Annotated in this window: 20 protein-coding genes and 3 pseudogenes; 15 read left to right on the forward strand and 8 right to left on the reverse strand. The window is 68.4% G+C overall.

The genetic code is table 11. The features are described 5' to 3' along the window. Positions 1 to 127: 127 nt before the first annotated feature. On the reverse strand, positions 128 to 691 hold the full coding sequence (locus FHG71_RS20090; RefSeq protein ID WP_139083485.1) for a L,D-transpeptidase: 564 nt from the start codon (positions 689 to 691) through the stop codon (positions 128 to 130). 286 nt (positions 692 to 977) lie between these two features. Between FHG71_RS20090 and FHG71_RS20095 the strand changes: the two are divergent. Continuing rightward, positions 978 to 1,361, forward strand: a pseudogene (locus tag FHG71_RS20095) (DUF302 domain-containing protein). 59 nt (positions 1,362 to 1,420) lie between these two features. On the opposite strand, the gene FHG71_RS20100 reads toward FHG71_RS20095, so the two are convergent. Both FHG71_RS20100 and FHG71_RS20105 read right to left on the reverse strand, forming a co-directional pair. Next, positions 1,421 to 2,836 (reverse strand): ATP-binding protein, encoded by a 1,416-nt coding sequence (locus FHG71_RS20100; protein ID WP_246045540.1) that lies wholly within the window; start codon positions 2,834 to 2,836, stop codon positions 1,421 to 1,423. Beyond that, positions 2,836 to 3,513, reverse strand: coding sequence for a response regulator (locus FHG71_RS20105; protein ID WP_139083487.1), 678 nt, complete (start codon positions 3,511 to 3,513; stop codon positions 2,836 to 2,838). The genes FHG71_RS20100 and FHG71_RS20105 overlap by 1 nt, the downstream gene beginning before the upstream one ends. Before the next feature lie 147 nt (positions 3,514 to 3,660). Here FHG71_RS20105 and FHG71_RS24045 point away from each other — a divergent pair, with 147 nt between their 5' ends. The 10 genes and pseudogenes from FHG71_RS24045 to FHG71_RS20150 form a co-directional block, all read left to right on the forward strand. After that, positions 3,661 to 3,963 carry a hypothetical protein gene (locus FHG71_RS24045; protein ID WP_218014177.1) on the forward strand — a complete coding sequence of 101 codons (303 nt, stop codon included), beginning with the start codon at positions 3,661 to 3,663 and terminating at the stop codon, positions 3,961 to 3,963. Between the two features lie 120 nt (positions 3,964 to 4,083). Further along, positions 4,084 to 4,491: pseudogene (locus FHG71_RS24050) on the forward strand (L,D-transpeptidase); the annotation flags it as partial. A gap of 240 nt (positions 4,492 to 4,731) precedes the next feature. Further along, complete coding sequence (locus tag FHG71_RS20115; protein WP_139083488.1) at positions 4,732 to 5,160, forward strand: YeeE/YedE family protein; 429 nt, start codon at positions 4,732 to 4,734, stop codon at positions 5,158 to 5,160. An 8-nt stretch (positions 5,161 to 5,168) separates the two neighbouring features. Next, positions 5,169 to 5,618, forward strand: a complete 450-nt coding sequence (locus FHG71_RS20120) for a YeeE/YedE family protein (protein WP_139083489.1) — start codon at positions 5,169 to 5,171, stop codon at positions 5,616 to 5,618. Between the two features lie 49 nt (positions 5,619 to 5,667). Next, on the forward strand, positions 5,668 to 6,558 hold the full coding sequence (locus tag FHG71_RS20125) for an MBL fold metallo-hydrolase (protein ID WP_139083490.1): 891 nt from the start codon (positions 5,668 to 5,670) through the stop codon (positions 6,556 to 6,558). 41 nt (positions 6,559 to 6,599) lie between these two features. Continuing rightward, complete coding sequence (locus FHG71_RS20130; protein ID WP_139083491.1) at positions 6,600 to 6,926, forward strand: protein tyrosine phosphatase family protein; 327 nt, start codon at positions 6,600 to 6,602, stop codon at positions 6,924 to 6,926. Positions 6,927 to 7,033: 107 nt separating this feature from the next. Further along, positions 7,034 to 8,875 (forward strand): SulP family inorganic anion transporter, encoded by a 1,842-nt coding sequence (locus tag FHG71_RS20135; protein ID WP_139083492.1) that lies wholly within the window; start codon positions 7,034 to 7,036, stop codon positions 8,873 to 8,875. Then, complete coding sequence (locus FHG71_RS20140) at positions 8,814 to 9,707, forward strand: MBL fold metallo-hydrolase (RefSeq protein WP_139083493.1); 894 nt, start codon at positions 8,814 to 8,816, stop codon at positions 9,705 to 9,707. Before FHG71_RS20135 ends, FHG71_RS20140 begins: the two co-directional genes overlap by 62 nt. Positions 9,708 to 9,856: 149 nt before the next feature. Further along, entirely contained in the window at positions 9,857 to 10,141 is a 285-nt protein-coding gene (locus tag FHG71_RS20145) for an ArsR/SmtB family transcription factor (protein ID WP_246045542.1), read from the forward strand. 80 nt (positions 10,142 to 10,221) lie between these two features. Then, positions 10,222 to 10,994: pseudogene (locus FHG71_RS20150) on the forward strand (IS5 family transposase); the annotation flags it as partial. A 351-nt stretch (positions 10,995 to 11,345) separates the two neighbouring features. Here the strand turns inward: FHG71_RS20150 and FHG71_RS20155 are convergent. The 5 genes from FHG71_RS20155 to FHG71_RS20175 are packed head-to-tail and all read right to left on the reverse strand — an operon-like array spanning position 11,346 to position 16,170. Further along, positions 11,346 to 12,776 (reverse strand): amidohydrolase family protein, encoded by a 1,431-nt coding sequence (locus tag FHG71_RS20155; RefSeq protein WP_176559532.1) that lies wholly within the window; start codon positions 12,774 to 12,776, stop codon positions 11,346 to 11,348. Positions 12,777 to 12,819: 43 nt separating this feature from the next. Then, a complete protein-coding gene (locus FHG71_RS20160; protein WP_139083495.1) occupies positions 12,820 to 13,833 on the reverse strand; it encodes an Acg family FMN-binding oxidoreductase in 1,014 nt (337 codons plus the stop codon). Then, a complete protein-coding gene (locus tag FHG71_RS20165; RefSeq protein ID WP_139083496.1) occupies positions 13,830 to 14,669 on the reverse strand; it encodes a CPBP family intramembrane glutamic endopeptidase in 840 nt (279 codons plus the stop codon). Before FHG71_RS20165 ends, FHG71_RS20160 begins: the two co-directional genes overlap by 4 nt. Next, the gene (locus FHG71_RS20170; RefSeq protein ID WP_139083497.1) at positions 14,666 to 15,526 is read right to left on the reverse strand and encodes a DUF6544 family protein; all 861 of its coding nucleotides are present in this window, start codon (positions 15,524 to 15,526) and stop codon (positions 14,666 to 14,668) included. The genes FHG71_RS20165 and FHG71_RS20170 overlap by 4 nt, the downstream gene beginning before the upstream one ends. Next, complete coding sequence (locus FHG71_RS20175; RefSeq protein WP_139083498.1) at positions 15,523 to 16,170, reverse strand: flavodoxin domain-containing protein; 648 nt, start codon at positions 16,168 to 16,170, stop codon at positions 15,523 to 15,525. Before FHG71_RS20175 ends, FHG71_RS20170 begins: the two co-directional genes overlap by 4 nt. 206 nt (positions 16,171 to 16,376) lie before the next feature. Here FHG71_RS20175 and FHG71_RS20180 point away from each other — a divergent pair, with 206 nt between their 5' ends. From FHG71_RS20180 to FHG71_RS20195, 4 genes are all read left to right on the forward strand, one after another. Further along, positions 16,377 to 17,405 carry a zinc-dependent alcohol dehydrogenase gene (locus FHG71_RS20180; RefSeq protein ID WP_139083499.1) on the forward strand — a complete coding sequence of 343 codons (1,029 nt, stop codon included), beginning with the start codon at positions 16,377 to 16,379 and terminating at the stop codon, positions 17,403 to 17,405. Between the two features lie 4 nt (positions 17,406 to 17,409). Next, complete coding sequence (locus FHG71_RS20185) at positions 17,410 to 18,120, forward strand: ABC transporter ATP-binding protein (protein WP_246045541.1); 711 nt, start codon at positions 17,410 to 17,412, stop codon at positions 18,118 to 18,120. Between the two features lie 73 nt (positions 18,121 to 18,193). Then, on the forward strand, positions 18,194 to 20,482 hold the full coding sequence (locus FHG71_RS20190; protein ID WP_342777521.1) for an ABC transporter permease: 2,289 nt from the start codon (positions 18,194 to 18,196) through the stop codon (positions 20,480 to 20,482). A 2-nt stretch (positions 20,483 to 20,484) separates the two neighbouring features. Then, positions 20,485 to 21,672 (forward strand): efflux RND transporter periplasmic adaptor subunit, encoded by a 1,188-nt coding sequence (locus tag FHG71_RS20195; protein ID WP_176559533.1) that lies wholly within the window; start codon positions 20,485 to 20,487, stop codon positions 21,670 to 21,672. Positions 21,673 to 22,151 lie beyond the last annotated feature (479 nt).

The following is a 22,151-nucleotide window of genomic DNA, read 5'->3' on the forward strand; positions in this document are numbered from 1 at the left end:
CCCCGGAACAGCCAGCCGGGTGGCCCAGACCCGGGGAGCAGGTCATAGCCGCCCCAAGCCCCTACGCGAGCACCCGCCATGAGATTGTGCAACAACGCCGATACCAGACGTGGACGTGGTATTGGCCTCAGATGATCCGCACCTGCGTACCTACCGGCACGAGGTCGAAAAGCTGGGTGATATGCTCGTTATAGAGGCCAACGCAGCCGTCCGAGGACGGGCGCCCGATCTTGCGCGTGTCGTGGGTGCCGTGGATGCGGTAGTACTGCCAAGAGAGGTACAAGGCATAGGGCCCGAGCGGATTTAGGGGATCGTTGCCCGGCACCACGGCCGGCCACTCCGGAAACCGCTCGCGCATAGACGGGGTGGGCGTCCAGGTCGGGGCGACCTTCTTCTCGACCACCTCGGTGTAGCCACGTCGCGTCAGGTCCTCGCTGGCTGGCACGGAGGTCGGGTAAACGTGGTAGTCCGATCCGCCGGCACTCCAATAGTGCAGCGACGTGGAGGTGGTGTCGGCGAGGATGGCTCCCGCACCCAGGCTCCCGAAGTGGTCGCGCCAGTCATGGGGCACGAAGCCCGAGACGTTGCGGCTCGGGGTTTCCTGCGCGCGCAGCAGCGCGGGCGCGGCGAGGCCCGCAACGAGGGTTCCAGCCCTCAACAGAATACTCCGGCGGGTCTTGTCTCGGCTCATGTTGTTCTCCTGCTCGGCGGCCGTGTCGGTCCGGCCTTGGATCATGCTCGATTCTGCAAGGATGTGTCTCGACCGACCTGACCTCTGGCAAAGCCGGACGGACGGACGGCGCGGGACTACCGTATGCAGGGCCTCTGAATGGCCGTCGAAGCTTAAGCCAACCTTAAGGGACTGCGTCATGATCTGGGCACAGGATCTGCCGGCCGCCACGCCGTCCGCCCACCGCCAGATGGATCACGATCGCCACCAAGCCGTAGAGCCAAGGACCACGAAGGAGATGAATGCCATGGACTACACGATCAACCGCGTCTTCCCGAATGCCAACATCGAGGAGGTCGATGCCCGCGTGCGAAGCGCGGTGGCCGCGCAGGGCTTTGGCGTTCTTACCGAGATCGACGTGGCAGCCACGATGAGGACGAAGATCAACTAGGAGGCGCCCTACCGCATTCTGGGGGCCTGCAACCCTACTATGGCCTTCCGTGCCCTTGGCGCAGAGCCTCGGGTCGGGGCCATGCTGCCCTGCAATGTGATCCTGCGCGCGATGGAGGGCGGGTTCGAGGTGAGCGCCATCGACCCCGTGGCCTCGATGATGGCGATCGAGAACGAGGACCTGACAAGCGCGGCCGGAGAGGTGCGCGACATGCTCCGGCAGGCCCTGGAGGCCGCGTAGCCCTCCTGAGCTCCAAGAGTGACGTCAGCGGACGACGCTCGGCCGCTGGCGACCTGAGATCAGCTTGCCAAGCTCGTCTGGAGATCCGGCATGGCCTGACCGCTGCGCCCTGAGAGGCAGGGCAGGACGATTTCGGCCAGAAGGCCCCCGCCCTCGGCCGGGCCCAGAGCAAGACGTCCGCCCAGACGCTCCACGGCCAGATCCACGATGGCGAGACCCAAGCCGCTGCCTGTGCCCTGGGCCTGTCGACCTCGCACGAAGCGGCGCGTGACCAGGGCCACCTCATCCGCCGGAATGCCCGGGCCATGGTCTCGCACCCGGATGGCGCAGCGCCGGCCCTCCTCGACGGGCTGCATGGTCAGGGCCACCTCGGAGCCGTGCGGTGCGGCCGCAAAGGCGTTCTCCAGCAGATTGCGGACGGCAATCCCGAGGAGTAGAGGACGGCTGCATTGCAGGACACAGCTCTCCTTCAGGTCGGCATGGAGCGCGAGGCCTTTGACCCGCGCGAGGGACGCGAGATCCTCCACCACGCCGGCCAGATGAGACGCAATGCTGCCCGGATGCTCGTCAGCTTCTTTCACTTCGGCCTCGACAGCCGCCATGTCGAGGAGTTGGCGGACCATGCGGTCGGTGCGATCCACTGCCTTCTGGATCTGTACGAGCGCCCAGTCTTTGGTGGCGGGATCGGGGGACATGGCCGCGACCTGCGCCTGTGTCTTGAGGCCGGAGAGTGGCGTCTTGAGTTCGTGGGCGGCGAAGGCCGTGAAGGTGCGCTCGCTCTCGCGCGCGGAGGCGACGCGGGTCATGAGGCCGTTCAGGCCTTCGATCAGGGGCTGCACCTCGCTGGCCGCATGTTCGTCGGGCAAGGGGGTCAGGTCGGAGGCCGACCGGCTGGAGAGCACGCGGGCCACCCGGTCCAGGGGCGCCAAACCCTGCCCGAGGCTGATCCAGATCAGTCCTACAAGGGCCGGGAGCACGAGCCCAGCGGGCAGCACCAAGGCGGTGATGATGCTGCCCACCAGGTTCTCTCGCATCGCCATGGTGTCGGCTACCATGACCCGGATGCCGAGGTCGGGGTCCTCGGCGGTGTAGACGCGCCAGGCTTGCCCATCGACCTCGCTGGTGCTGAATCCGGACGAGCTGGAGCTGAGACGACCGTCGGGAGCCCCTTCTGACTGACCAAGCAGACCGCCCTCGACCGACCAGATCTGGCAGGAGAGACGATGCTCGTAATCGGCCGCAGTCGCGAAGGTCGTCTCCTTTCCACCCCCCTCCACCACCCCGGCCGCGGCCTCGAGATCGATGCTGTTGTCAGCGACGAGCGAGGCCACCATCCGGGCGGCCTCCGAGAGGCGGGTGTCAAGGACGCGCTCGACATGCGCCTCGGTCCGGGCCCGCGTCCAGAGCACGGCCGAGGCCCAGACGGTGCCGGTGGCCAGGACTAGGATGAGGAACAGTCGCAGGCGCATGGACATCAGACGATCTTCCTCAGGACCTCGGGGGCGAGACGGTATCCCGCGCCACGCACCGTCTCGATGAAGCCGGCCCTGAGCTTGGCTCGCAGCCGGTGGATGTGGACCTCGACCGTGTTGCTCTCCACGCCCTCCTGCCAGCCATAGAGGCGCTCCTCGAGGGCGGACTTGCCCAGCACCGCCCCCGGACGCTCCAGAAGGGCCCGCAGGACCGCGAACTCCTTGGGCGAGAAGGTCTGCACCTCGCCGTCGATCTCGCCCTCCATCTTGGCAGGATCAAGCAGGAGGCCATTCCAAGATATGCGGCCATCAGCCCGGCCTTCCGCACGCCGCAGGATGGCGCGCAGGCGGGCGGCGAGCTCCTCGAGGTCGAAGGGCTTGCCAAGGTAGTCGTCGGCGCCGCCGTCGAGACCCGCCACTCGGTCGTGCGGGCGGTCGCGGGCGGTCAGCATCAGCACCGGCAAGGTCGAGCCCCGGGCGCGGAGCCTAGCCAAGAGGTCGAGCCCTGAACCGTCGGGCAGCATGAAGTCGAGCACCACTCCAGAGAACCCGCCCGCCTCGAGCGCCGCCTCGCCCTCGGCCCGCGTGGCGACCGCCTCAGAGGTGAAGCCGGCGAGCGAGAGGCCCGCCACGAGGCCATCCCGCAGGACGTCGTCGTCCTCGACGATCAGGATGCGCATGATGAGACCTCAGGGGCAGTGACACGGGCAAGGCGTCCTGCCCGGCTTTCCTTAAACCTGGCTTAAGGCCGGGGCCGAAAGACGCGGCGTGTTCGTGCGGGACCGCTCGCGGTTACGCAACCCCGAAGCCACAAGGAAACCTGCTTCATGTCGTCCCATTCCAAGGTCGTGTTGGGCCTCGCCGCCCTGAGCCTGGTGGCTGCCTGTGCCCAGCCGGAGCCGGCCGAAACCCCCGACCTTGTCGCTTTCGACGTGCCCCCTGAACCCGCCTCACGGGCGCTCACCCCGGAGAAGCGGGCCATGTACGGGCCCGTTCAGCACGGGGATGCCCTGATCCCGGCGGTGAATCCCCAGTACCTGACCAAGGAAAAGATCCGCCAAGAGGTGGACTACTGGACCAATGAGCCCCCAGGCACCATCGTCGTCGACCCGTATGCCCGCTACCTTTAATTCATCCTCGAGGGCAGCCGGGCCATGCGCTACGCCGTGGCCGTCGGTGATCAGGGCCGCGGCTTCTCGGGCGAGGGGATCGTCCCCTATGCCCGCGTGTAGCCGCGGTGGACGCCCACGTCGAACATGCTGTCCGAGAACCCGGAGCTCTACGGGCCGCACCGCAACGGCATGCCGGGCGGCCCCGAGAATCCGCTCGGCGCCCGCGCCCTCTACATACACCAGGACGGCGAGGACACGCTTTACCGCATCCATGACACACCGCAGCAGTGGTCGATTGGGGAGGCCACCTCGGTCGGATGCATGCGGCTCTTCCAGCTGGACATCATCGATCTTCACCAGCGGCTGGAGGGCAACACGCGCGTGGTGGTGCTCTCGGCCGAGGAAGGTAGGGAAGGCATGCGAAGCCCGAATGCGCTGATCGATCCGCTGCCAGAAATGGGTGGGTCGGTCACGGAGGCCGGGGCGTCGGTCGCCAGCCTGGGCGAGCCGGACACCGGGGGCGGACCCGAGCTGGGGCTCTGGTAGGCACGCAGCCAGGCAGGCGGGCTGGCCTTCGGCCGGCTTGCCGCCGCGCGGGACGGGCAACAGACAGGCCGCAGCCCTGCGTGAGGAACGTCCTTGGGTCCACTTGATATATTCAAGTATTATAATATTTATGCGCCTGTGATCGGAGGCCGACCCAAGCAGCCAGCCTTGGGCCACCCCAACGCTCTTGAACCGCTACGGCCTTCGACGGCCACACCTCCTCTCGAAGGGATCCCGCCCGTGACCCCCACCGACGTCACGCTCTTTGCCTCACTCGTCGGCGGCACGCTGATCGGCCTCTCGGCCGTGCTGCTCATGGCCTTCCTGGGCCGCATCGCCGGCATCAGCGGCATCGGGGTCCGCCTGCTGCCGCCTTACCTCGATTCCAACACCCGCGGGCGCGTGGCCTTCATCCTGGGCCTGATCGCCGCTCCGTCGGCCTGGCTCCTCGCGACTGGCGTCCAGCCGCAGGTGACGCTGGAGTCGAGCGCCCCGCTCCTCCTCTTCGCCGGCCTGCTCGTGGGCTTCGGCTCGGTCTGGGGGGCAGGCTGCACCTCCGGCCACGGCGTCTGCGGGCTCTCGCGACTGTCAGCCCGGTCGTTCGTCGCGGTCGGCACATTCATGACCACGGCCATCGTGACCGTCTTCTTCGCCCGCCACGTCTTCTGAGGCCTGCCATGTCCATTCACGTGCAGTTCTTCCTTGGCCTCCTGTTCGGACTCGGCCTCGTCGTCGCGGGCATGTCCGACCCAGCCAAGGTCCTGAACTTCCTCGACCTCGCTGCCATTCCGTCGGGCACTTGGGACCCGAGCCTCGCCTTCGTGCTTCTGGCCGCCACGGCCGTGACGTTCGTAGGCTACCGCCTGGTGCTGCGCCGGCCGAAGCCCGTATTCGACACGCAGTTCCACCTGCCGCACAAGACCCGGATCGAGGCGCCGGTGATCGTGGGCCCTGCGATCTTCGGCATCGGCTGGGGTCTGGTCGGTCTCTGCCCCGGACCGGCCTTCACCGCACTTGGCACCGGCCGTCCGGAGGCTCTGCTGTTCGTCACTGCCATGCTCTTGGGCATGGTCGCCGCCCGGCTCCTCGCCTTGCGGCAGATCAATGCCTTTCCCGTGCGGGCCTGAGAGGCTCGCGGCCACGTCCTCCTTTCTTTCCAGCAACGGAGATCCTGCCATGCAACCGCTTCCCTTCACCCCCGATCTGTCCGTGCAGCCTGACGTCGAGGGCTTCTTCGACGAGGCCACCAACACGATCAGCTACATCGTCAAGGACCCGAACTCGGACGCCTGCGCCATCATCGACTCGGTGATGGACATCGACTACGCCGCCGGGCGGATCACCTACGACCACGCAGATGCGCTGATTGCCCGCGTCAAGGAGCGCGGCCTCCGGCTCGAGTGGCTCATCGAGACTCATGTCCACGCCGATCACCTGTCGGCCGCGCCTTACATCCAGCAGCATCTGGGAGGGAAGATCGGGATCGGGTCCAAGATCAAGGTCGTCCAGGACACCTTCGGCAAGATCTTCAACGAAGGGACCGAGTTCCAGCGCGATGGCAGTCAGTTCGACCGGCTCTTTGACGACGGCGACAGCTACCGCATCGGCAGCCTGACGGCCCATGCCCTTGACACGCCGGGGCATACGCCGGCCTGCATGACGCATGTGGTGGGCGACGCGGCCTTTGTGGGCGACACGCTCTTCATGCCCGACGGCGGCACGGCGCGCGCGGACTTCCCCGGCGGCGACGCGGGGGTACTCTACGACTCGATCCAGCGGGTGCTCGCCCTTCCCGACGAGACGCGGCTCTTCATGTGCCACGACTACGCCCCGAACGGGCGCGACATCCAGTGGGAGACCACCGTGGGCGAGGAAAAGGCCCACAACGTCCATGTCGGGCAGGGCAAGAGCAGGGAAGAGTTTGTCCGCCTGCGTCAGGAGCGCGACAAGACGCTCGCCATGCCCAAGCTCATCATCCCCTCGCTTCAGGTGAACATGCGCGCGGGCGAGGTGCCCACCGACAATTCGGGGCGGCCCATGCTCAAGGTGCCGATTAACGGGCTCTAAGGCCGCGGCTCCTCTCTCACGCCCATCGAAGGAACATCATCATGCAGCTCAAGACTTTCGACGAGCGGCTCTCGATCGGCGGGCAGATTGCCCCCGAGGACCTGGCCGAGCTCAAGGCTCGGGGCTTCCGTTCCATCATCTGCAACCGCCCCGACGACGAGGACTACGGCCAGCCCTCGTTCGCCAAGATCGCCGAGGCGGCCCGGGCCCACGGACTGGAAACCCGTCACATTCCGGTCTCTGGCCGGCCGGGGGAAGTCCAGGCGACCGCGTTCGCCCGTGCCCTCGATGAGCTGCCCGGCCCCGTCTTTGCCTACTGCCGGTCGGGCGGCCGCGCCGGGGCGCTGGCCGCAATGACCGGCCGCTAAGCTCGACGACCTTGCCGGCTCCGGCCTTCTAGGCGCGGAGCCGGCCGATCACCGGGGCCGGTCTGCCCGGTGCTCTTCACGCCTTCAGGCCTCCCAAGGACACCACCATGAGCCCCCGATCCCTTGCCCGTTATCTGCCCATTCTCGACTGGGGCCGTCGTTATGACCGGCAGGCGCTGTCGAGCGACCTCCTCGCGGCGATGATCGTCACGATCATGCTGGTGCCGCAGTCGCTGGCCTACGCCATGCTCGCGGTCTTGCCGCCTGAAACGGGGATCTACGCCTCCATTGCGCCGATCGTGCTCTACGCTGTCTTTGGCACGAGCCGGGCGCTGGCGGTCGGCCCGGTCGCGGTGGTCTCGCTGATGACGGCGGCTGCCATTGGGACGGTGGCCGAGCAGGGGACGGCGGGCTACGTCGCGGCCGCCCTGACCCTCGCTCTCCTGTCCGGGGCCTTCCTGGTCCTGATGGGCGTGCTCCGCCTGGGGTTCCTCGCGAACTTCCTGTCGCATCCGGTCATCGCGGGCTTCATCACCGCCTCGGGGCTGCTGATCGCCATCAGCCAGCTCAAGCACCTCCTGGGCATCCCCGCGAGGGGTGACACCTTGCCCGAGATGGTCGCGTCGCTGAGCGAGCATGTCGGCGAGGCCAACCTATGGACCCTGGCGATCGGCGCCACCGCCACGGCGTTCCTTCTCTGGGTGCGCACGGGGCTGAAGCCAGCGCTCCTTCGGCTGGGGCTTTCGGCGGGCGCCGCCGGCGTCGTCACCAAGGCGGGTCCCGTCGCGGCCGTGGTCGCGACGACACTCCTTGCCTGGGCCCTGGGCCTCTCGGAGCGGGGCGTCAGTATCGTGGGCGAGGTGCCCCAGGGCCTCCCGCCGCTCACGATGCCACCGCTCTCCCTCGACCTCGTCACCGCGCTCGCCGTCCCCGCGCTCCTCATCTCCGTCATCGGCTTCGTCGAGTCCGTCTCCGTAGCCCAGACGCTCGCCGCCAAGAAGCGCCAGCGCATCGTTCCCGACCAGGAGCTGATCGGACTGGGTGCCGCCAACATCGGTGCATCCTTCACTGGAGGCATGCCCGTCACGGGCGGCTTCGCCCGCTCGGTCGTCAACTTCGACGCGGGCGCCGAGACGCCGGCTGCCGGGGCCTTCACCGCCATCGGTCTCCTCGTCGCGGCCCTAGCCCTGACGCCACTCCTCTTCTTCCTGCCGCAGGCCACCCTGGCCGCCACCATCATCGTCGCTGTCCTGAGCCTCGTGGACCTCGGCATCCTGCGCCGCGCTTGGGCCTACTCCAAGGCCGACTTCGCCGCCGTGGCTGTGACAATCCTGCTCACGCTCGGGTTCGGGGTCGAAGCCGGCGTGACGGCGGGGGTGCTGCTGTCGCTGGCCCTGTACCTCTACAAGGCCTCGCGTCCCCACATCGCCGAGGTGGGCTGCGTCCCCGGCACGGAGCACTTCCGCAACATCCGCCGCCACCAGGTGGAGACAGATCCCGCCATCCTGTCGGTGCGCATCGACGAGAGCCTCACCTTCTTTAACGCCCGCGTCCTCGAAGACTGGATCCTGAGCCGCATCGCGGGCTCGCCGGTACGGCACGTGGTCCTGATGGCCTCGGCCGTGAACGAGATCGACTTCAGCGGCCTCGAGACCCTGGAGGAGCTCAACCATCGCCTCAAGGACGCCGGCATCGCCCTGCACCTCTCGGAGGTGAAAGGCCCTGTGATGGACCGACTGGAACGGACGACCTTCCTCCGGGATCTCACCGGCCGCGTCTTCCTGTCCCACTTCGACGCCATGCGCGCTCTCGGGCGCAAATCCGGCCGAAGCCGCCGCCGAATGACGGCGCGGGACTGGCCATCCGATCGAAACCAAGGAAAGCCTCATGCTGAGCAAGACCAGTCCATCCCGAGGCCCCGGCAGCCCCCGCGTGATCGCGGCCTATGAGCCCGACAGCGGCAGCATCGAATACATCGTCGTCGACGAGGCCACGAAGCAGGCGGCCCTCATCGACCCCGTGCTCGATTTCGACCCCAGGCACGCGCGGACCTCCACGAAAAGCGCGCAGTGGGCCTTGGACACGCTCAAGGTCGAGGGGCTGGCCCTGGCTTGGATCCTCGACACCCACCCGCATGCCGACCACCTCATGGCCTCGGCCTGGCTGAAGGAGCAGACGGGCGCGCCCACGGTGATCGGGGAGAGGATACGCGACATCGCGAAGCTCTGGCGCAAGATCTACAACCTGGACGACGAGTTCGAGTCCGAACGCACCTTTGACCGCCACGTGTCCGAGAGTGAGACGTTGCGCTTGGGTGATCTGGAGATCCGCGTGATGCTCTCGCCCGGTCACACGCTCGGCTCGGTCACCTATGTCGTGGACGACGCGGCGTTCGTTCATGACACCTTCATGCAGCCCGATGCCGGCACCACCCGGGCCGGCTTCCCTGGCGGCTCGGCGCGAGAGCTCTACCGCTCGCTCCAGGTGATTCCGGCGATGCCTGACGACACCCGCGTCTTCGTGGGCCACGACTACGGTACCGAGAAGCGCAAGGAGCCCGCCTGGGAGGCCACGGTCAGGGAGCACCGTGAGCACAATAAACACGTCGGCGGTGGCGTGAGCGAGGAAGAGTTCGTCCACGTCCGCGAGGCGCGGGACGCCACGCTCGACTTGCCCGACCGGATGCTCCATGCCCTTCAGGTCAACTTTCGGGGCGGGCGGCTGCCCGAGCCGGAAGACGATGGGCAGCGCTATCTCAAGATCCCGGTGAACAGATTCTGAGCAAGCAATACGGGCCGCTGTCGATAGGAGCAGCCATGACCAAACGCGAGAGCGCCAAGACCGACGAGGCCCCGATGAGCGACGAGTCCGACAATACCGACGGCACGGATGCGCCTGCCGGACGTCTTGGCGGAGCCGATCTCGACCGCATGGCGGCCAACGCCAGCCAGGCGGCCGACTTCCTCAAGTCTTTGGGCCACGAGCAGCGGCTCATGATCCTGTGCCATCTTGCCTCCGGCGAGAAGTCCGTGGGCGAGCTCGAGGAGGTCCTGGGGGCGCGACAGGCGGCCGTATCGCAGCAGCTCGCCCGCCTGCGTCACGAAGGGATGGTGACGACCCGGCGCGAGGGCAAGACGATCTACTACGGCCTAGGCGACGAGAGATCCAAACGAATGATCGGGCTTCTCTACGACATATTCTGCAAGACAGAGTGATCCCGGTTCGCGTGACTGCTTCCAATGGCAGCGGCTTAGAGCTGGTCTCAAAACGACGCTCATGGGTGCATAGGGGGCCGATGAAGCCCCTTGTCTCTGACGATCTCTGGGCGGCGGTGGCGCCGCTTCTTCCACCTCGCAAGCCGCGCCCGAAGGGCGGGCGCAAGCCGCTGGACGACCGTACGCTGCTGTCCGGCATCTTGTTCGTGCTGAAGTCCGGCATTCCTTGGCGCATGCTGCCTCAGGAGCTTGGCTTCGGTTCGGGCGTGAGCTGCTGGCGACGGCTGGGAGAGTGGCAGGCTGCCGGAGTCTGGGATCGGCTGCATGCCGAGATGTTGCGGCGGCTGCACGAGGCCGGACGGATCGACTGGAGCCGAGCCTGCCTCGACAGCGCCAGCGTGCCAGCCCAAAAGGGGACGAGGCGACGTGCCCGAGCCCGGTGGACCGGGGCAAGGCGGGCTGCAAGCGTCATCTTGTGACGGACCGCAACGGAGTGCCGCTGGGTCTGTTTCTCAGACCAGCCAATCTTCATGACAGCATGGGGCTGGTGCCTACGCTGGACGCGATCCCGCCCGTGCGGGGTCGCCAAGGCCGCCCGCGTCGGCGTCCAGGCAAGCTGCAAGCCGACAAGGGATACGACTACGTCCGTTGCCGCCGGGACTGTCGCGCACGCGGGATCAAGCCCCGCATCGCCCGGCGCGGGATCGACAGCAGCCAGCGCCTGGGCCGCCATCGCTGGGTGATCGAACGAACCCTGGATTGGTCCGCTCGCTTCCGCCGCCTTACCGTCCGCTATGAGCGCAGGCAGGACATCTGGGCAGCCTTCCACTCCTTCGCCGCCGCCCTCATCTGCCACAAAGCCCTCAGTGGCTCGTTTCGAAACCAGCTCTTAAGGGAACCTCCAGTGGTCCCACACGAAGAGACCAGCCGACGTGCCACCAGACGGTCTCGGCGCCTCGACGAAGCACAGGTCATGCTAGGCCTCCCGCTTGGCCCTGCACAGGAACTGCTCGTCATAGGGCTTGGTGCTGAACACGGCGACGCGCATGCGGGCACATTCCGGCCGGGGGTTGGATGTTGGCGACTGTAGCTGGCGCGCGATCCTGGGCGACCCGGAGAAGGATACTCGGCGCGGCGATCAAGTTTCTTCTGAGCACCCCTTTTAGTCAGCGGCCTGCGCGGCGCCTCCGCCGCTCAACCGCGTTCAGCCGCCTTGCCCGACGAGCGTCTCCGTCATCGCATCCAGCGCCTCCCTGTCGATGAGCCGTCCCTTCGCGATCACGGCAACCGGCTCGCGCAGCGTGGCAAGACCCTCAAAAGGGTTCGCGGCCAGCAGCACGATATCGGCCCGCCGCCCCGAGGCCAGCGTGCCATCTTGGTCGAGCAGTTCCAAGAACACCGGCGGGGCAACGGTGGCCGTGTACAGCGCCTCCTGCGGGGTGAGCCCGATCTCCACGTAGCGGTCGAGTTCGTCGAGAAGCGAGAAGCCGTGGAAGATCCATGGATTGGCGTAGGAGGCATCCGTGCTCGCCAGGATCGGCACCCCTGCCTCGTGCGCCATGAGGAAGGTCCGGTGGTCGAGCGCGATCGACTGGTCGGCGATGGCGCAGATCTCGTCCGTAATGGCCTCGAGCCGGAAGTCGGACTGCTCCCAGGCCGCGCGGACCTCGGGCGTCAGCACCCGCATTCGGAGCGCGTCCGGTCCGGGCCGCGCGCCGACGTAAAAGTCGGCCACCACCAGCGTGGGGGACACGGCAAGTCCTGCCCCGGCCATCGCTGACATTGTGTCGCGACAGAGCGCCTCGTCCCAGGTTTCGAGCACCCGGGCGTTGTGGCCCTGCATCGCGGCGATCAGGGCGCTTCGAGGGTCGGCAGAGGCCAACGCCTCCTGGACGATGGCTACGAGCTCCGCCTCGGCCGTGGAGCAGGCCATGGTGACACGCCCCCAATGCTCCATCCCGTTCTGCCCGGCAGCGATGGCCTCTCCCAGCGTGACCGCCTCGGGGATGTGGCCCACGAGGGGCAGGCCGATGGCCTCGGCCTCGGCCGCGAGCGCCCGGTAGGTGCCGGACGCGAGCATCGAGTAGGACTTAACGGCGGGCCAGCCCAGGGCGGCGATCTCCCGCACGCGCGAACGGGCTTCCCCCGGTGTCGCCGCGAGATACATACCCGGCCAGGAGCCCGGGGGCGCGTCCACCCAGGCACCCGAGGGGATCACGCGAGGGCCGCGCCGGGTGCCGTCCTCGACCTGGGCGGCGATGCGGCGTTGCTCCTCCAGGGAGAGGAGCCCGCCCATGTCACGAATGCCGGTCACGCCGTTGAGGAGGTACATGTCGAAGGCCGTGTCGGGCTCCGTGGGACTGGAGAAGACATGGACGTGCATGTCCCAGAGACCAGGGATGGCGAAAGCCCCCATCGCGTCGAAGACCTCCGCGCCCTCAGGGGCCGCGAGGTTCTCCCCCAGTTCCGCAATGGTGCCGTTATGGATCAGGAGGTCCTGCCCAGGTGTGACCGTGCCCGCCGCGACATCCACGATTTGCACGTCGGTGAGTAGGAGCTCCTCCTGCGCCAAGGCGGCGGTCGCTCCGAGCAGGGCCGCACCGAGGCAGATCGTCATTCGGGAAGTTCGCTTCATCGGTGCCTCCGTTGCCGTCAAGTCCCGCCCGTGCCCCGAGCGGTCAGTCGATGAGGACCTCCTCGACCGGACGGCGCACGGCAGGCGGGATCTCCGGGGCCTGCCCGATGCGCAGAAGGAGCTGAGGATGACCATCCACGCCTGCCACGTCCCTGAGACGTGGCCTGAGATCCTCCACCTCCACCGGCTGGTTGAGATAGGCTGCGGTCAGCCCGACGGCGGTGACGGCGAGCAGCGCCTCCATGTGCGCCATGCCGGCCAGCAGCCAGTCGCGCGGGCCGTCCCCCGGCGTCGCCACCACAAGCAGCGCTGGCGAGCCCGTGGCGATCTGCTCGTCCTTGGCGGCGATCCCGTCGCCTAGGTCGAAGGTGCGGATCACCAGCCCTCCCACCGGGGACAGGGCGTCGGGCATCCCGAACGCCGCCCCCGAGAGGCCATCGCGCGTGGCGGCGCGGCGGGAATGGACCCAATCCCCCAGCTCGCGCCGGAAGCGCGGGTCGGCGAACTGGACACGGTCCCCTTCGGCCACGAGGGTCGCGATGCGCGCCTTGGCGGAAGGCTCGGCGATTACCGCGATAGTCACCTCGTCGGCGCGGGCCAGCGCCTCGATCTCGGACCCGAGCCCGCATGGCATCGGCTCTTCCGCGAAGGCCCGCCGCGTGGTGGCTTGGAAGCGTGCGTTTTCGGCCGGACTCGGCGCATGGGATGCTCCAAAGCCAACGCGGGCGAGGAGGTCACGATCATTCCCTGCGAGAAGCAACTCGATCCGACCCGCATGCCCGAAGTGGCGCATCGCAGCGCGGAGCGACCCCAGCGCCGGCCCGCAGGAGATGATGAGCGCACGATCGCGCGGGTCCACCACCGGCAGGGAGCGCGTCCGGTCTGCGAGGAGCTCGATCCGGTCGCCCCTCACCCGGAACAGCCAAGGCTGGGTGTTGTGGCCCGAGGGGGCGAGAATGGCGTAGCGGAGAAGGAAGCGGAGCCGGTCGACTTCGCGTCCCTGCGCGGGCCTGTCCACCGGCTCGATCTGCCATTCGGCCGCGGGATCGTGGGTCATGCTGTCCGTTCTCCCCGATTGTCCATGACTCCGGTCGCCCCGCCCTCCCGCGACAGCATCCGCTCGCGGCGTAGCCAGACCACTAGGGCCGCCGCGAAGCCGAAGAGCGCCATGTCCCAGGGCTGCGCATCGGGCCAGAGCGGGTTGTTGACCTGGAGATGCAGGAGCGCCGGAAGGAGAAGGCTTCCCCGCGCGTCGTTGAATAGCGCCGTGAAGATGACGCTGAGCGCCACCGAGCCCAGGAAGAAGGGCAGGAACGCCCACTCGCTCTGCACCGTGCCGCCGAGATAGAACGCCGGCAGGTGCCACACTCCCCAGACCACGCCCACCAACAGGCCCGCCCAGAGCGGCGCCATCCGCCTTTGCAGGAGCGGCAGCATGAACCCCCGCCAGCCGAACTCCTCCACAGGGCCCAGCACCAGCATGAAGAGCATGGCGCCCAGCAGCCCCTTGGGCAGTCGCCACTCGTCTAGGCCATTGCCGAGCGCCGCGCCCGCGACATAGATCGCCGGCACACCCAGGATCAGGAACGCCCACCAGCCTGCGGGAGCGCGCCAAAGGCCGAGGCGAGAGAGGAACCGCCCTAGCCCGGCGTGTCCTCCGTCGGCGAGGACCAAGACGATGGCCGAGATCGCCGGGGCATAGACCGCGAGGACGAAGAGCGGGTGGCTGTTGCTCACCTCGCCCACGAACCCGGCCACTCCCGGGATGAAAAGATAGGCCGCCATGTCGCCCCAGGAGAGCAAATAGGTCAGCCCGAGGAAGGCGCCCAGAGCCCGAAGGCCCAGGCCGTCCCGGTCCCGGCGCCCCACGACGGCGAGTGCTCCAGCGGTCATCGTTCGACCTCCAGAAGCCGGTTGAAGGCCATGTCCCGGATCGTGAACTCGCCATATACGAACGGGCCGTCCTCGCGGTGCCAGACTGCCTCGCCCCGGCCAGGTACGCGCCGCCCGGCGATCTCACGGTAGTCGGACAGCGGCGTGGTCCAGCGCATCCGCTGCGGCTCGCCCCCGGCCGAGATGTCGGCGCGGTCGTCTGAGGCGAAGTCCACAAGGTCGCCCGTCTCGTCGAAGAAGAGCGTCGCCGTCACAATGTTCGGCCCGACAGTGTAGGCGACCTGTGCGCTCCGGTCATCGACGGGGGTCCACTCGAACCCGGGCCCCGCCAGCGCCGAGGGCGCGAAGACCGACAGGTCGTTGAGGAAGGTCACCGTTTCGATGCGCGCAAAATCCGCGCCCCAGCGGTCCACCACGTTGAACGCCCGGGCCGCCCGCACCCGCATCCCGGCCCATTCGGGCGTGTAGTCGTGGAGCACAGCCACCGGCAGGCCGTTCATCCGGGTCGTCATGAAGAAGAGCCGCCGGGGCGGGTCCAAGACGTCCACCTGATGCGCGATCCCGCTCATCCCCGGACGTCCCGGCGCATTGTAGAGGGTGGCTTCGAAGACCGTATGGACCATGGTTACCGGCGGTCGGCCTAGCGCACCCGACCTGTTCAGCCAGCGCCTCACGGGCTCAGGCAGGCGCGCGACGTCAGCCTCGGTTAGGGGCGCGCCTTCGGGCCCAGGTCGGAGCTCCGCCAAGCGCAGCCTGAACTCGGCGGCAAGATCGGCGCCAGGGCGCGTGGCCACCACCCCGGCCGAGACACCGACCACTGCCAGGATCGCGAGGGGAAGGATGAGACGGGTCTTCATGCGGGAACCTTCAAAGGAACGAAGCGCGGGCTGAGCGCGTCGGCCCAGGTCTCGATGCGGGGCCAATCACGGAAGTCGCCCACGGGCGATCCCACGAACCGTACAGCGAGGCGCTCGAGGAGGCTCAGGCGCGCGGGCTCGACGCGACCAGCGAAGAAGGCCTCCTCGACGAGGATGACGAGCGCGCGGACCAGGGCCGTGTACGCCTCGCGCGCCGCCTTTGCTTCAGGCGCGTCGCTTTGGTTCTGCATGTGCATCGTGAAGAAGGCGACCGTCATCCGGCGCAAGCCATCGGCTTGCGCCTGCACAAAGGCCGTCATGGGGCCCAGCCAAGCACCGTAGTAGGTCCCGCTCCCCAAGACGACCGCGTCGAAACTCGCCAGATCCACCACCTTCGCCACCGGCTTGGCCTTGGCCAAGAGGCCTCGGGCGCAGAGCCGCTCCGCGACCTCGGCCGTCGAGCCCGCGCGCGTCGCGTAGGCCACCAGAACCCGTCCCGCCATGTCCATCCGTTCTTCACCGCAGGTCAGCCGCCCGGGAGGCGCCTCGGGCCGCCGGAGCCCGAGCCAGCCCGCCGCCGCCCCGGCCACTCCAAGGCCTGCGAGCAGCCCGAGGACACGCCGCCGTCCGACTCCTGCCGCCATGCCCGCAACCCCGTCCTGTCTGGTTGTCGTGCCCGATCTTTGCCACAGAGTCAGAGAGGCATCCTTGATCGGGATCAACCCGCCAGCCGCCGCGGGCAATTGCCGCCCCCCCGCTCACGTCGGCGACCAAGCTTGATCCGGATCAAGTTGCGGCCCCGAGGAGGCTGCTAAGACCCTGGCAGCAAGGCTTCTGGAGGAACCCTTCCATGCCCGACCTCATGCGCGCCGCCGTGGTCCGCGCCTTCGACCAGCCCCTCGTGATCGAGGAGGTTCCCGTACCCACCCCCGGTCCGGGCGAGGTGCAGGTCAAGGTCATGGCCAGCGGCGTCTGCCATACCGATCTCCATGCCGCGCGCGGCGACTGGCCGGTCAAGCCCAGCCTCCCCTTCATCCCCGGTCACGAGGGCGCGGGCGTGGTCGCCGCGCTCGGGCTTGGCGTCACGGACCTTAAGGAAGGCGACCCGGTGGGCGTGGCTTGGCTCCACGACGCATGCGGGCGCTGCGAGTTCTGCACCACCGGCTGGGAGACGCTCTGCCCCCTTCAGAGGAACAGTGGCTACGGGGTCAACGGCGCGCATGCCGAATACGTGCTGGCCACCGCGGCCTATGTCGGACGCCTGCCCCCGAACCCCGACTTCGTCGCCATGGCTCCGATTCTCTGCGCGGGCGTCACCACCTACAAGGGCCTCAAGGAGACCGAGGCTAGGCCCGGTGAGTGGGTCGTCATCTCCGGGATCGGGGGCCTGGGCCATGTCGCCGTGCAGTATGCCAAGGCCATGGGCCTCCACGTGGCGGCGCTCGACGTGAGCGAGGACAAGCTCCGGCTGGCCCGCGAGCTCGGGGCCGACCTCGCCGTGGACGGCCGACGCGGCCAGGACGCGGTGGAGGAGTTGCTGCGCGCTACGGACGGCGGCGCGCATGGGGTGCTCGTCACCGCCGTGTCGCTGCCGGCCTTCGACCAAGCCCTCGCCATGGTCCGTCGCAAGGGCACGGTCAGCCTCGTGGGCCTGCCGCCCGGCACCTTCCCCACGCCCGTCTTCGACGTGGTGCTCAAACGGATCACCGTGCGCGGCTCCATCGTCGGCACCCGCCGCGACCTGGCCGAATCCATCGCCTTCGCCGCCGAGGGCAAGGTGCGCGCCAACGTGTCCACCCGCCCGCTGGATGCGATCAACGATGTCTTCGGCGACCTCCTGGCCGGCCGGGTTGAGGGGCGCGTGTCGCTGGTGCCCTGAGCCCGTGGCCGCGCCGCCGGTCTTCCGCGCCGAGGCTCTGACCAAGACCTACCGCACGGGCGAGGTCGAGGTGCAGGCCCTGCGTGCGGTGGACTTCGAAGCGACGGCGGGCGAGTTCGTGGTCATCCTCGGCCCCTCGGGGTCGGGGAAGTCCACCTTCCTCAACATCATCGGCGGGCTCGACACGCCCAGTTCCGGCCGCGCCTGTTTCATGGACCAGGAGATCACGAAGCTCGATGACCGCGGCCTCACCCGCTACCGGCGCGACCATGTGGGCTTCGTGTTCCAGTTCTACAATCTCATGCCCTCGCTGACGGCCCGCGAGAATGTCCGCCTAGTTACCGAGATCGCGCGTCGGCCCATGAAGGCCGAGGAGGCGCTGGAGATGGTGGGCCTTGCCCAGCGGATTGACCATTTCCCCGCCCAGCTTTCGGGAGGCGAGCAGCAGCGCGTCGCCATCGCCCGCGCCATTGCCAAGAACCCCGAAGTCCTCCTCTGCGACGAGCCCATGGGTGCGCTCGACCCGGCGACCGGCGTGAAGGTCCTCGAGGCGCTCATGCGGGTCAATGAGGTGACCGGGGCGACCACGCTCGTGATTACCCACAACGCGGCGATCCAGGATCTCGCCCATCGCGTGGTCCGCTTCGGTAACGGGGCCATCCTGGGCGTCGAGACGAACGCCCGCCGCAAGGCACCCTCGGAGGTAAGCTGGTGAGTGGCCTGTCCCCCCCGACCGCAAGCTCCTTCGCGACCTGCGCCGCCTCTGGGCGCAGGCTCTCGCCATTGCGCTGGTGATGGCGGCGGGAGTGGCGACGCTGGTCCTCGGCGTGGGCGCCGTGTCCTCGCTGGAACGCACGCGAGACGCCTTCTACGAAGCCAACCGCTTCGCCGACATCTTCGCCAACGCAACCCGGGCGCCCCGCAGCCTCCTCGAGCGGATCGAGGACATCCCCGGTGTGCTGGACGCCGAGGGCCGGATCCTCCGCATCGCTATCCTCGACATGCCGGGCATGGCCGAGCCGGGCAGCCTCCTTCTGGTCTCGACGCCCAGCGACGACGGGCTCAACCGCCTGCACCTCCGGCTGGGGCGGATGCCGGACCCCAACCGCCTCAACGAGGTGGTCGTTTCCCAGGGCTTCGCCGAAGCTCACGGGCTCGTCCCCGGCGACAAGGTGCGCACCCTGATGGACGGCCGCACGCGCGAGATCACGGTGACCGGCGTCGCCATCTCGCCCGAGTTCATCTACGCCTTGGGGCCCGGCGACATGATGCCCGACCCCCGCCGCTTCGGCATCGCCTGGATACCCGGAGAGGGCCTCGCCGCCGTCCGGGATCTTGAAGGCGCTTTCGACAACCTGATCGTGAAGCTCGCCACCGGAGCCTCGGAGGCGCGCGTCATAGCCGAAGTCGACGCCCTACTCGAACCTTATGGCGGAACGGGCGCCACAGGGCGCAAGGAACAGATTTCCCATGCCTTCCTCGACGCCGAGCTCCAGCAGCTGCGCGGCATGGCCCGCGTCCTGCCGCCCATCTTTCTTCTCGTCTCCGCATTGCTGGTGAACATGACGTTGGGCCGTCTCGTGGCGCTCGAGCGCGAGCAGATCGGTCTCCTCAAGGCGCTGGGCTACGGACCGGGCGCCATCGTGCGGCACTACGTGGGCTTCGTCCTGGCGATTGCAGCCTTTGGCATTGCGGCGGGCTGGGCCGCCGGCGCCTGGATGGGCGCTGGCCTGGCCGGCATGTACGCGCGCTTCTTCGACTTCCCCTTCCTCCTCTTCAGCCGCAGCCCCGATACCTACGCCATCGCCGCCTTGGTCACCACGGCCGCGGCGGTGCTGGGGGCGGTGAACGCCGTACGCACGGTGGCGTGGCTCCCACCGGCGGTCGCCATGGCGCCACCTGCCCCGGTCCGTTACCGCCGTTTCTGGGGCGGGGCGGTCGAGCAGCTCCTCCAGGCGCGCCAGACCTCGGTCATGGTCGTCCGCCACCTGCTGCGCTGGCCCCTGCGGACCCTGGGCGGCGTGTTCGGCATCTCGCTCGCCGTGGCGGCGCTGGTGGGCTCCCTGTGGAGCTTCGGCTCGGGCGAGCGCATGATCGACCTCAGCTTCTTCCGCATGGACCGACAGGACGTCTCGGTCGTCTTCTCCGGCCTCGCGCCCATGGCCGCCATCCACGAGGTCCGCCGCCTCCCCGGCGTGCTGCGGGCCGAGCCGCTCCGCGTCGCCGACGCCCGTATCGGCAGTGGCCATGTCACGCGTCGGATCGCCATCCTGGGCCTGCCCGAGGGGTCGGACCTGTCCCGCCTTCTGGCCGCCGACGAGAGGCCGATGGAGGTGCCCGAGCAGGGGCTCGTCCTGTCCGAGGCGCTGGCCGACATCCTGGGCGTGGGGATCGGCGACCAAGTGACCTTGGAGCTCCTAAAGGGAGACCGGCGCACCCTCTCGGTCCCGGTGCGCGAGATCAGCCTGGGCTATCTCGGCCTGTCCGCGTCGGGCCGCCTCGAGACGGTCAACCGGATGCTCGGCGAGGGCTCCGTCTTCACCGGGGCGCGCATCGCCCTGGACCCCTCGCAGGAGGACGCCTTCTACGCCGACGTCCGCGAGACGCCGGGGTCGGGCTTCCTCACGATACAGAGCCTCTCGCTCCGCAAGTTCCGCGAAACGCTGGCGCAGAACCAGACGATCATGATCTCCGTCCTCGCGGTGCTGGCCGGCATCATCGCCTTTGGCGTTGTCTACAACTTTATACGCATCTCGCTCTCCGAACAGGGCCGCGAGCTCGCGAGCCTCCGCGTCCTAGGCTTCACCCGCAGCGAGGTGGCCGCCATCCTCTACGGCGAGATCGCGGTCGTGACGCTCCTTGCCCAGCCGCTCGGATGGCTCGTCGGCACGGGCTTTGCGGTCGCCGTGGTGCGGGGCTTCGGCTCCGAGCTCTACCGCATCCCGCTGGTGATCGGCCCCGAGGTCTATGCCCGGGCCAGCCTGATCGTCCTGGGCGCGGCGCTCGCCTCCGCCCTGCTCGTCCGAGGCCGGATCGCCCGGCTCGATATGATCGAAGTCCTGAAGACGAGGGAATGACCATGCTCCGCAGCCTCCTCTGGGCCGCCCTCCTGCTCCTTGTCGCGGGCGGCTTCGCCTGGGCCCTCTGGCCGCGGCCCATCCCTGTCGAGACCGCCGCGATCAGCCTCCAGGATATCCAGGTCCTCGTGGAGGAGGAAGGCCGGAGCCGCATCCGCGAGGTCTTCACCCTTTCCGCCCCGGTACCCGGCCGCATGTCCCGGCTCGATCTGCATGCCGGCGATGCGGTGATGGGCGGCCAAACTGTCGTGGCTAGGATCAGCCCGGCAGCCCCCGCTCCGCTCGACCTTCGCTCCCGCCGGGTCGCCGAGGCGACGCGCGACGCCGCCGAGGCCGCTCTCGGCCTCGCGCGGGCCGAGCTTTCGCGGGCCGAGGCGCAAGTTGAATTCGCCGCCTCCCAGCTCGAACGGACCGGCGCGCTCCTCGACCGCGGCACGATTCCTGCGCGCGCGCTGGAGCAGACCCGGCTCGATGCCACCGCCGCCAACGCCGCCCTCGAAAGTGCCCGCGCCAACCTCCTCGTACGCGAGCGGGAGCTGGAAAGCGCGCGAGCCGCGCTGATCGAGGACGCGCCCGCGAGCAGTGAGGGCACCTGCTGCGTCGAGGTGGTGGCCCCCGCCTCTGGCCGCATTCTCCGGGTCCTGACAGAAAGCGAGCAGGTCGTGGCGGCTGGGACCCCCTTGGTCGAGATCGGCGATCTGGGCGACATCGAGGTCGTCGTGGAGCTCCTGTCCGCCGACGCCGTGCGCGTCGAGGAAGGCGCGCCTGCGGTGGTGGAAGGCTGGGGCGGCTCCTCGCTGCCCGCCCACGTGGCCCGGATCGAACCCTCCGCTTTCACTCGCGTGTCCGCGCTTGGCATCGAGGAGCAGCGCGTGACGGCGATCCTCGCGCTCGAGGGAGAGCCTTCGGACTGGGCCGAGCTCGGCGACGGCTACCATGTCACCGCGCGCATCAGCGTCTGGCGGGGCGAGGGCCTCCCTGCTGTCCCCGTCGGCGCGCTGTTCCGCAGTGGCGAGGACTGGGCGGTGTTCCGTGTCGAGGACGGCCGCGCCAGCATCGCTCTCATCGAGATCGGCCGGCGCAACGCGGACTGGGCCGAGTTGCGATCGGGCCTTGAGCCCGACGACGCGGTGATCCTCCACCCGAGCGACCTGATCGCGGAGGGCGTCCGGGTGGTAGCTGACCCCTGATCTGGCGCAACGACGCATCCGGCGGATCACGACAGGAGGGGTGGGATCAGATAACAGGGGGGCTGGAAATGAATAGGAGCAACCTTTGGATGAACGGACGCGCGCGGATGGGCCAATGGTTGAGGGCATGCCTCGCGGCCACCGTGGCTTTGGGCTCTCCTGTCTGGCCGCAGGTTCGGCCGGATCCGGCGGCGATCGCAGACGCGCTCTTACCGAATTCGTGCTCATGACCGAACAGCGGCCGGTACTGGATGTCGTCGCAGTCGATGTTCGAGAGCTCGCCTTTGACAGCGGAGTCCCGGCAGGTATCGATGGGATTATCCCAATCGATCGGCACTGGAAGCAAGGCTCATGGCTGGCACCGTTTTTCGAAGCGACATGAGGGACTTCGGCCCCTCTTGCTTCCACGGGGGCCTCAAATGCAAACGGCGGCCCGTGCGGGGCCGCCGTTTGTCTGGGATCTGGTTGCGGGGGCAGGA

Source organism: Rubellimicrobium roseum (assembly GCF_006152145.1).
GTDB lineage: Bacteria > Pseudomonadota > Alphaproteobacteria > Rhodobacterales > Rhodobacteraceae > Rubellimicrobium > Rubellimicrobium roseum.

Excerpts from the sequence above, each read along its gene's own strand:
- FHG71_RS20090 (WP_139083485.1), bottom strand. The coding sequence starts at position 691 with ATGAGCCGAGACAAGACCCGCCGGAGTATTCTGTTGAGGGCTGGAACC.
- FHG71_RS20100 (WP_246045540.1), bottom strand. The coding sequence starts at position 2,836 with ATGTCCATGCGCCTGCGACTGTTCCTCATCCTAGTCCTGGCCACCGGC.
- FHG71_RS20105 (WP_139083487.1), bottom strand. The coding sequence starts at position 3,513 with ATGCGCATCCTGATCGTCGAGGACGACGACGTCCTGCGGGATGGCCTC.
- FHG71_RS24045 (WP_218014177.1), top strand. The coding sequence starts at position 3,661 with ATGTCGTCCCATTCCAAGGTCGTGTTGGGCCTCGCCGCCCTGAGCCTG.
- FHG71_RS20120 (WP_139083489.1), top strand. The coding sequence starts at position 5,169 with ATGTCCATTCACGTGCAGTTCTTCCTTGGCCTCCTGTTCGGACTCGGC.
- FHG71_RS20125 (WP_139083490.1), top strand. The coding sequence starts at position 5,668 with ATGCAACCGCTTCCCTTCACCCCCGATCTGTCCGTGCAGCCTGACGTC.
- FHG71_RS20130 (WP_139083491.1), top strand. The coding sequence starts at position 6,600 with ATGCAGCTCAAGACTTTCGACGAGCGGCTCTCGATCGGCGGGCAGATT.
- FHG71_RS20135 (WP_139083492.1), top strand. The coding sequence starts at position 7,034 with ATGAGCCCCCGATCCCTTGCCCGTTATCTGCCCATTCTCGACTGGGGC.
- FHG71_RS20140 (WP_139083493.1), top strand. The coding sequence starts at position 8,814 with ATGCTGAGCAAGACCAGTCCATCCCGAGGCCCCGGCAGCCCCCGCGTG.
- FHG71_RS20145 (WP_246045542.1), top strand. The coding sequence starts at position 9,857 with ATGGCGGCCAACGCCAGCCAGGCGGCCGACTTCCTCAAGTCTTTGGGC.
- FHG71_RS20155 (WP_176559532.1), bottom strand. The coding sequence starts at position 12,776 with ATGAAGCGAACTTCCCGAATGACGATCTGCCTCGGTGCGGCCCTGCTC.
- FHG71_RS20160 (WP_139083495.1), bottom strand. The coding sequence starts at position 13,833 with ATGACCCACGATCCCGCGGCCGAATGGCAGATCGAGCCGGTGGACAGG.
- FHG71_RS20165 (WP_139083496.1), bottom strand. The coding sequence starts at position 14,669 with ATGACCGCTGGAGCACTCGCCGTCGTGGGGCGCCGGGACCGGGACGGC.
- FHG71_RS20170 (WP_139083497.1), bottom strand. The coding sequence starts at position 15,526 with ATGAAGACCCGTCTCATCCTTCCCCTCGCGATCCTGGCAGTGGTCGGT.
- FHG71_RS20175 (WP_139083498.1), bottom strand. The coding sequence starts at position 16,170 with ATGGCGGCAGGAGTCGGACGGCGGCGTGTCCTCGGGCTGCTCGCAGGC.
- FHG71_RS20180 (WP_139083499.1), top strand. The coding sequence starts at position 16,377 with ATGCCCGACCTCATGCGCGCCGCCGTGGTCCGCGCCTTCGACCAGCCC.
- FHG71_RS20195 (WP_176559533.1), top strand. The coding sequence starts at position 20,485 with ATGCTCCGCAGCCTCCTCTGGGCCGCCCTCCTGCTCCTTGTCGCGGGC.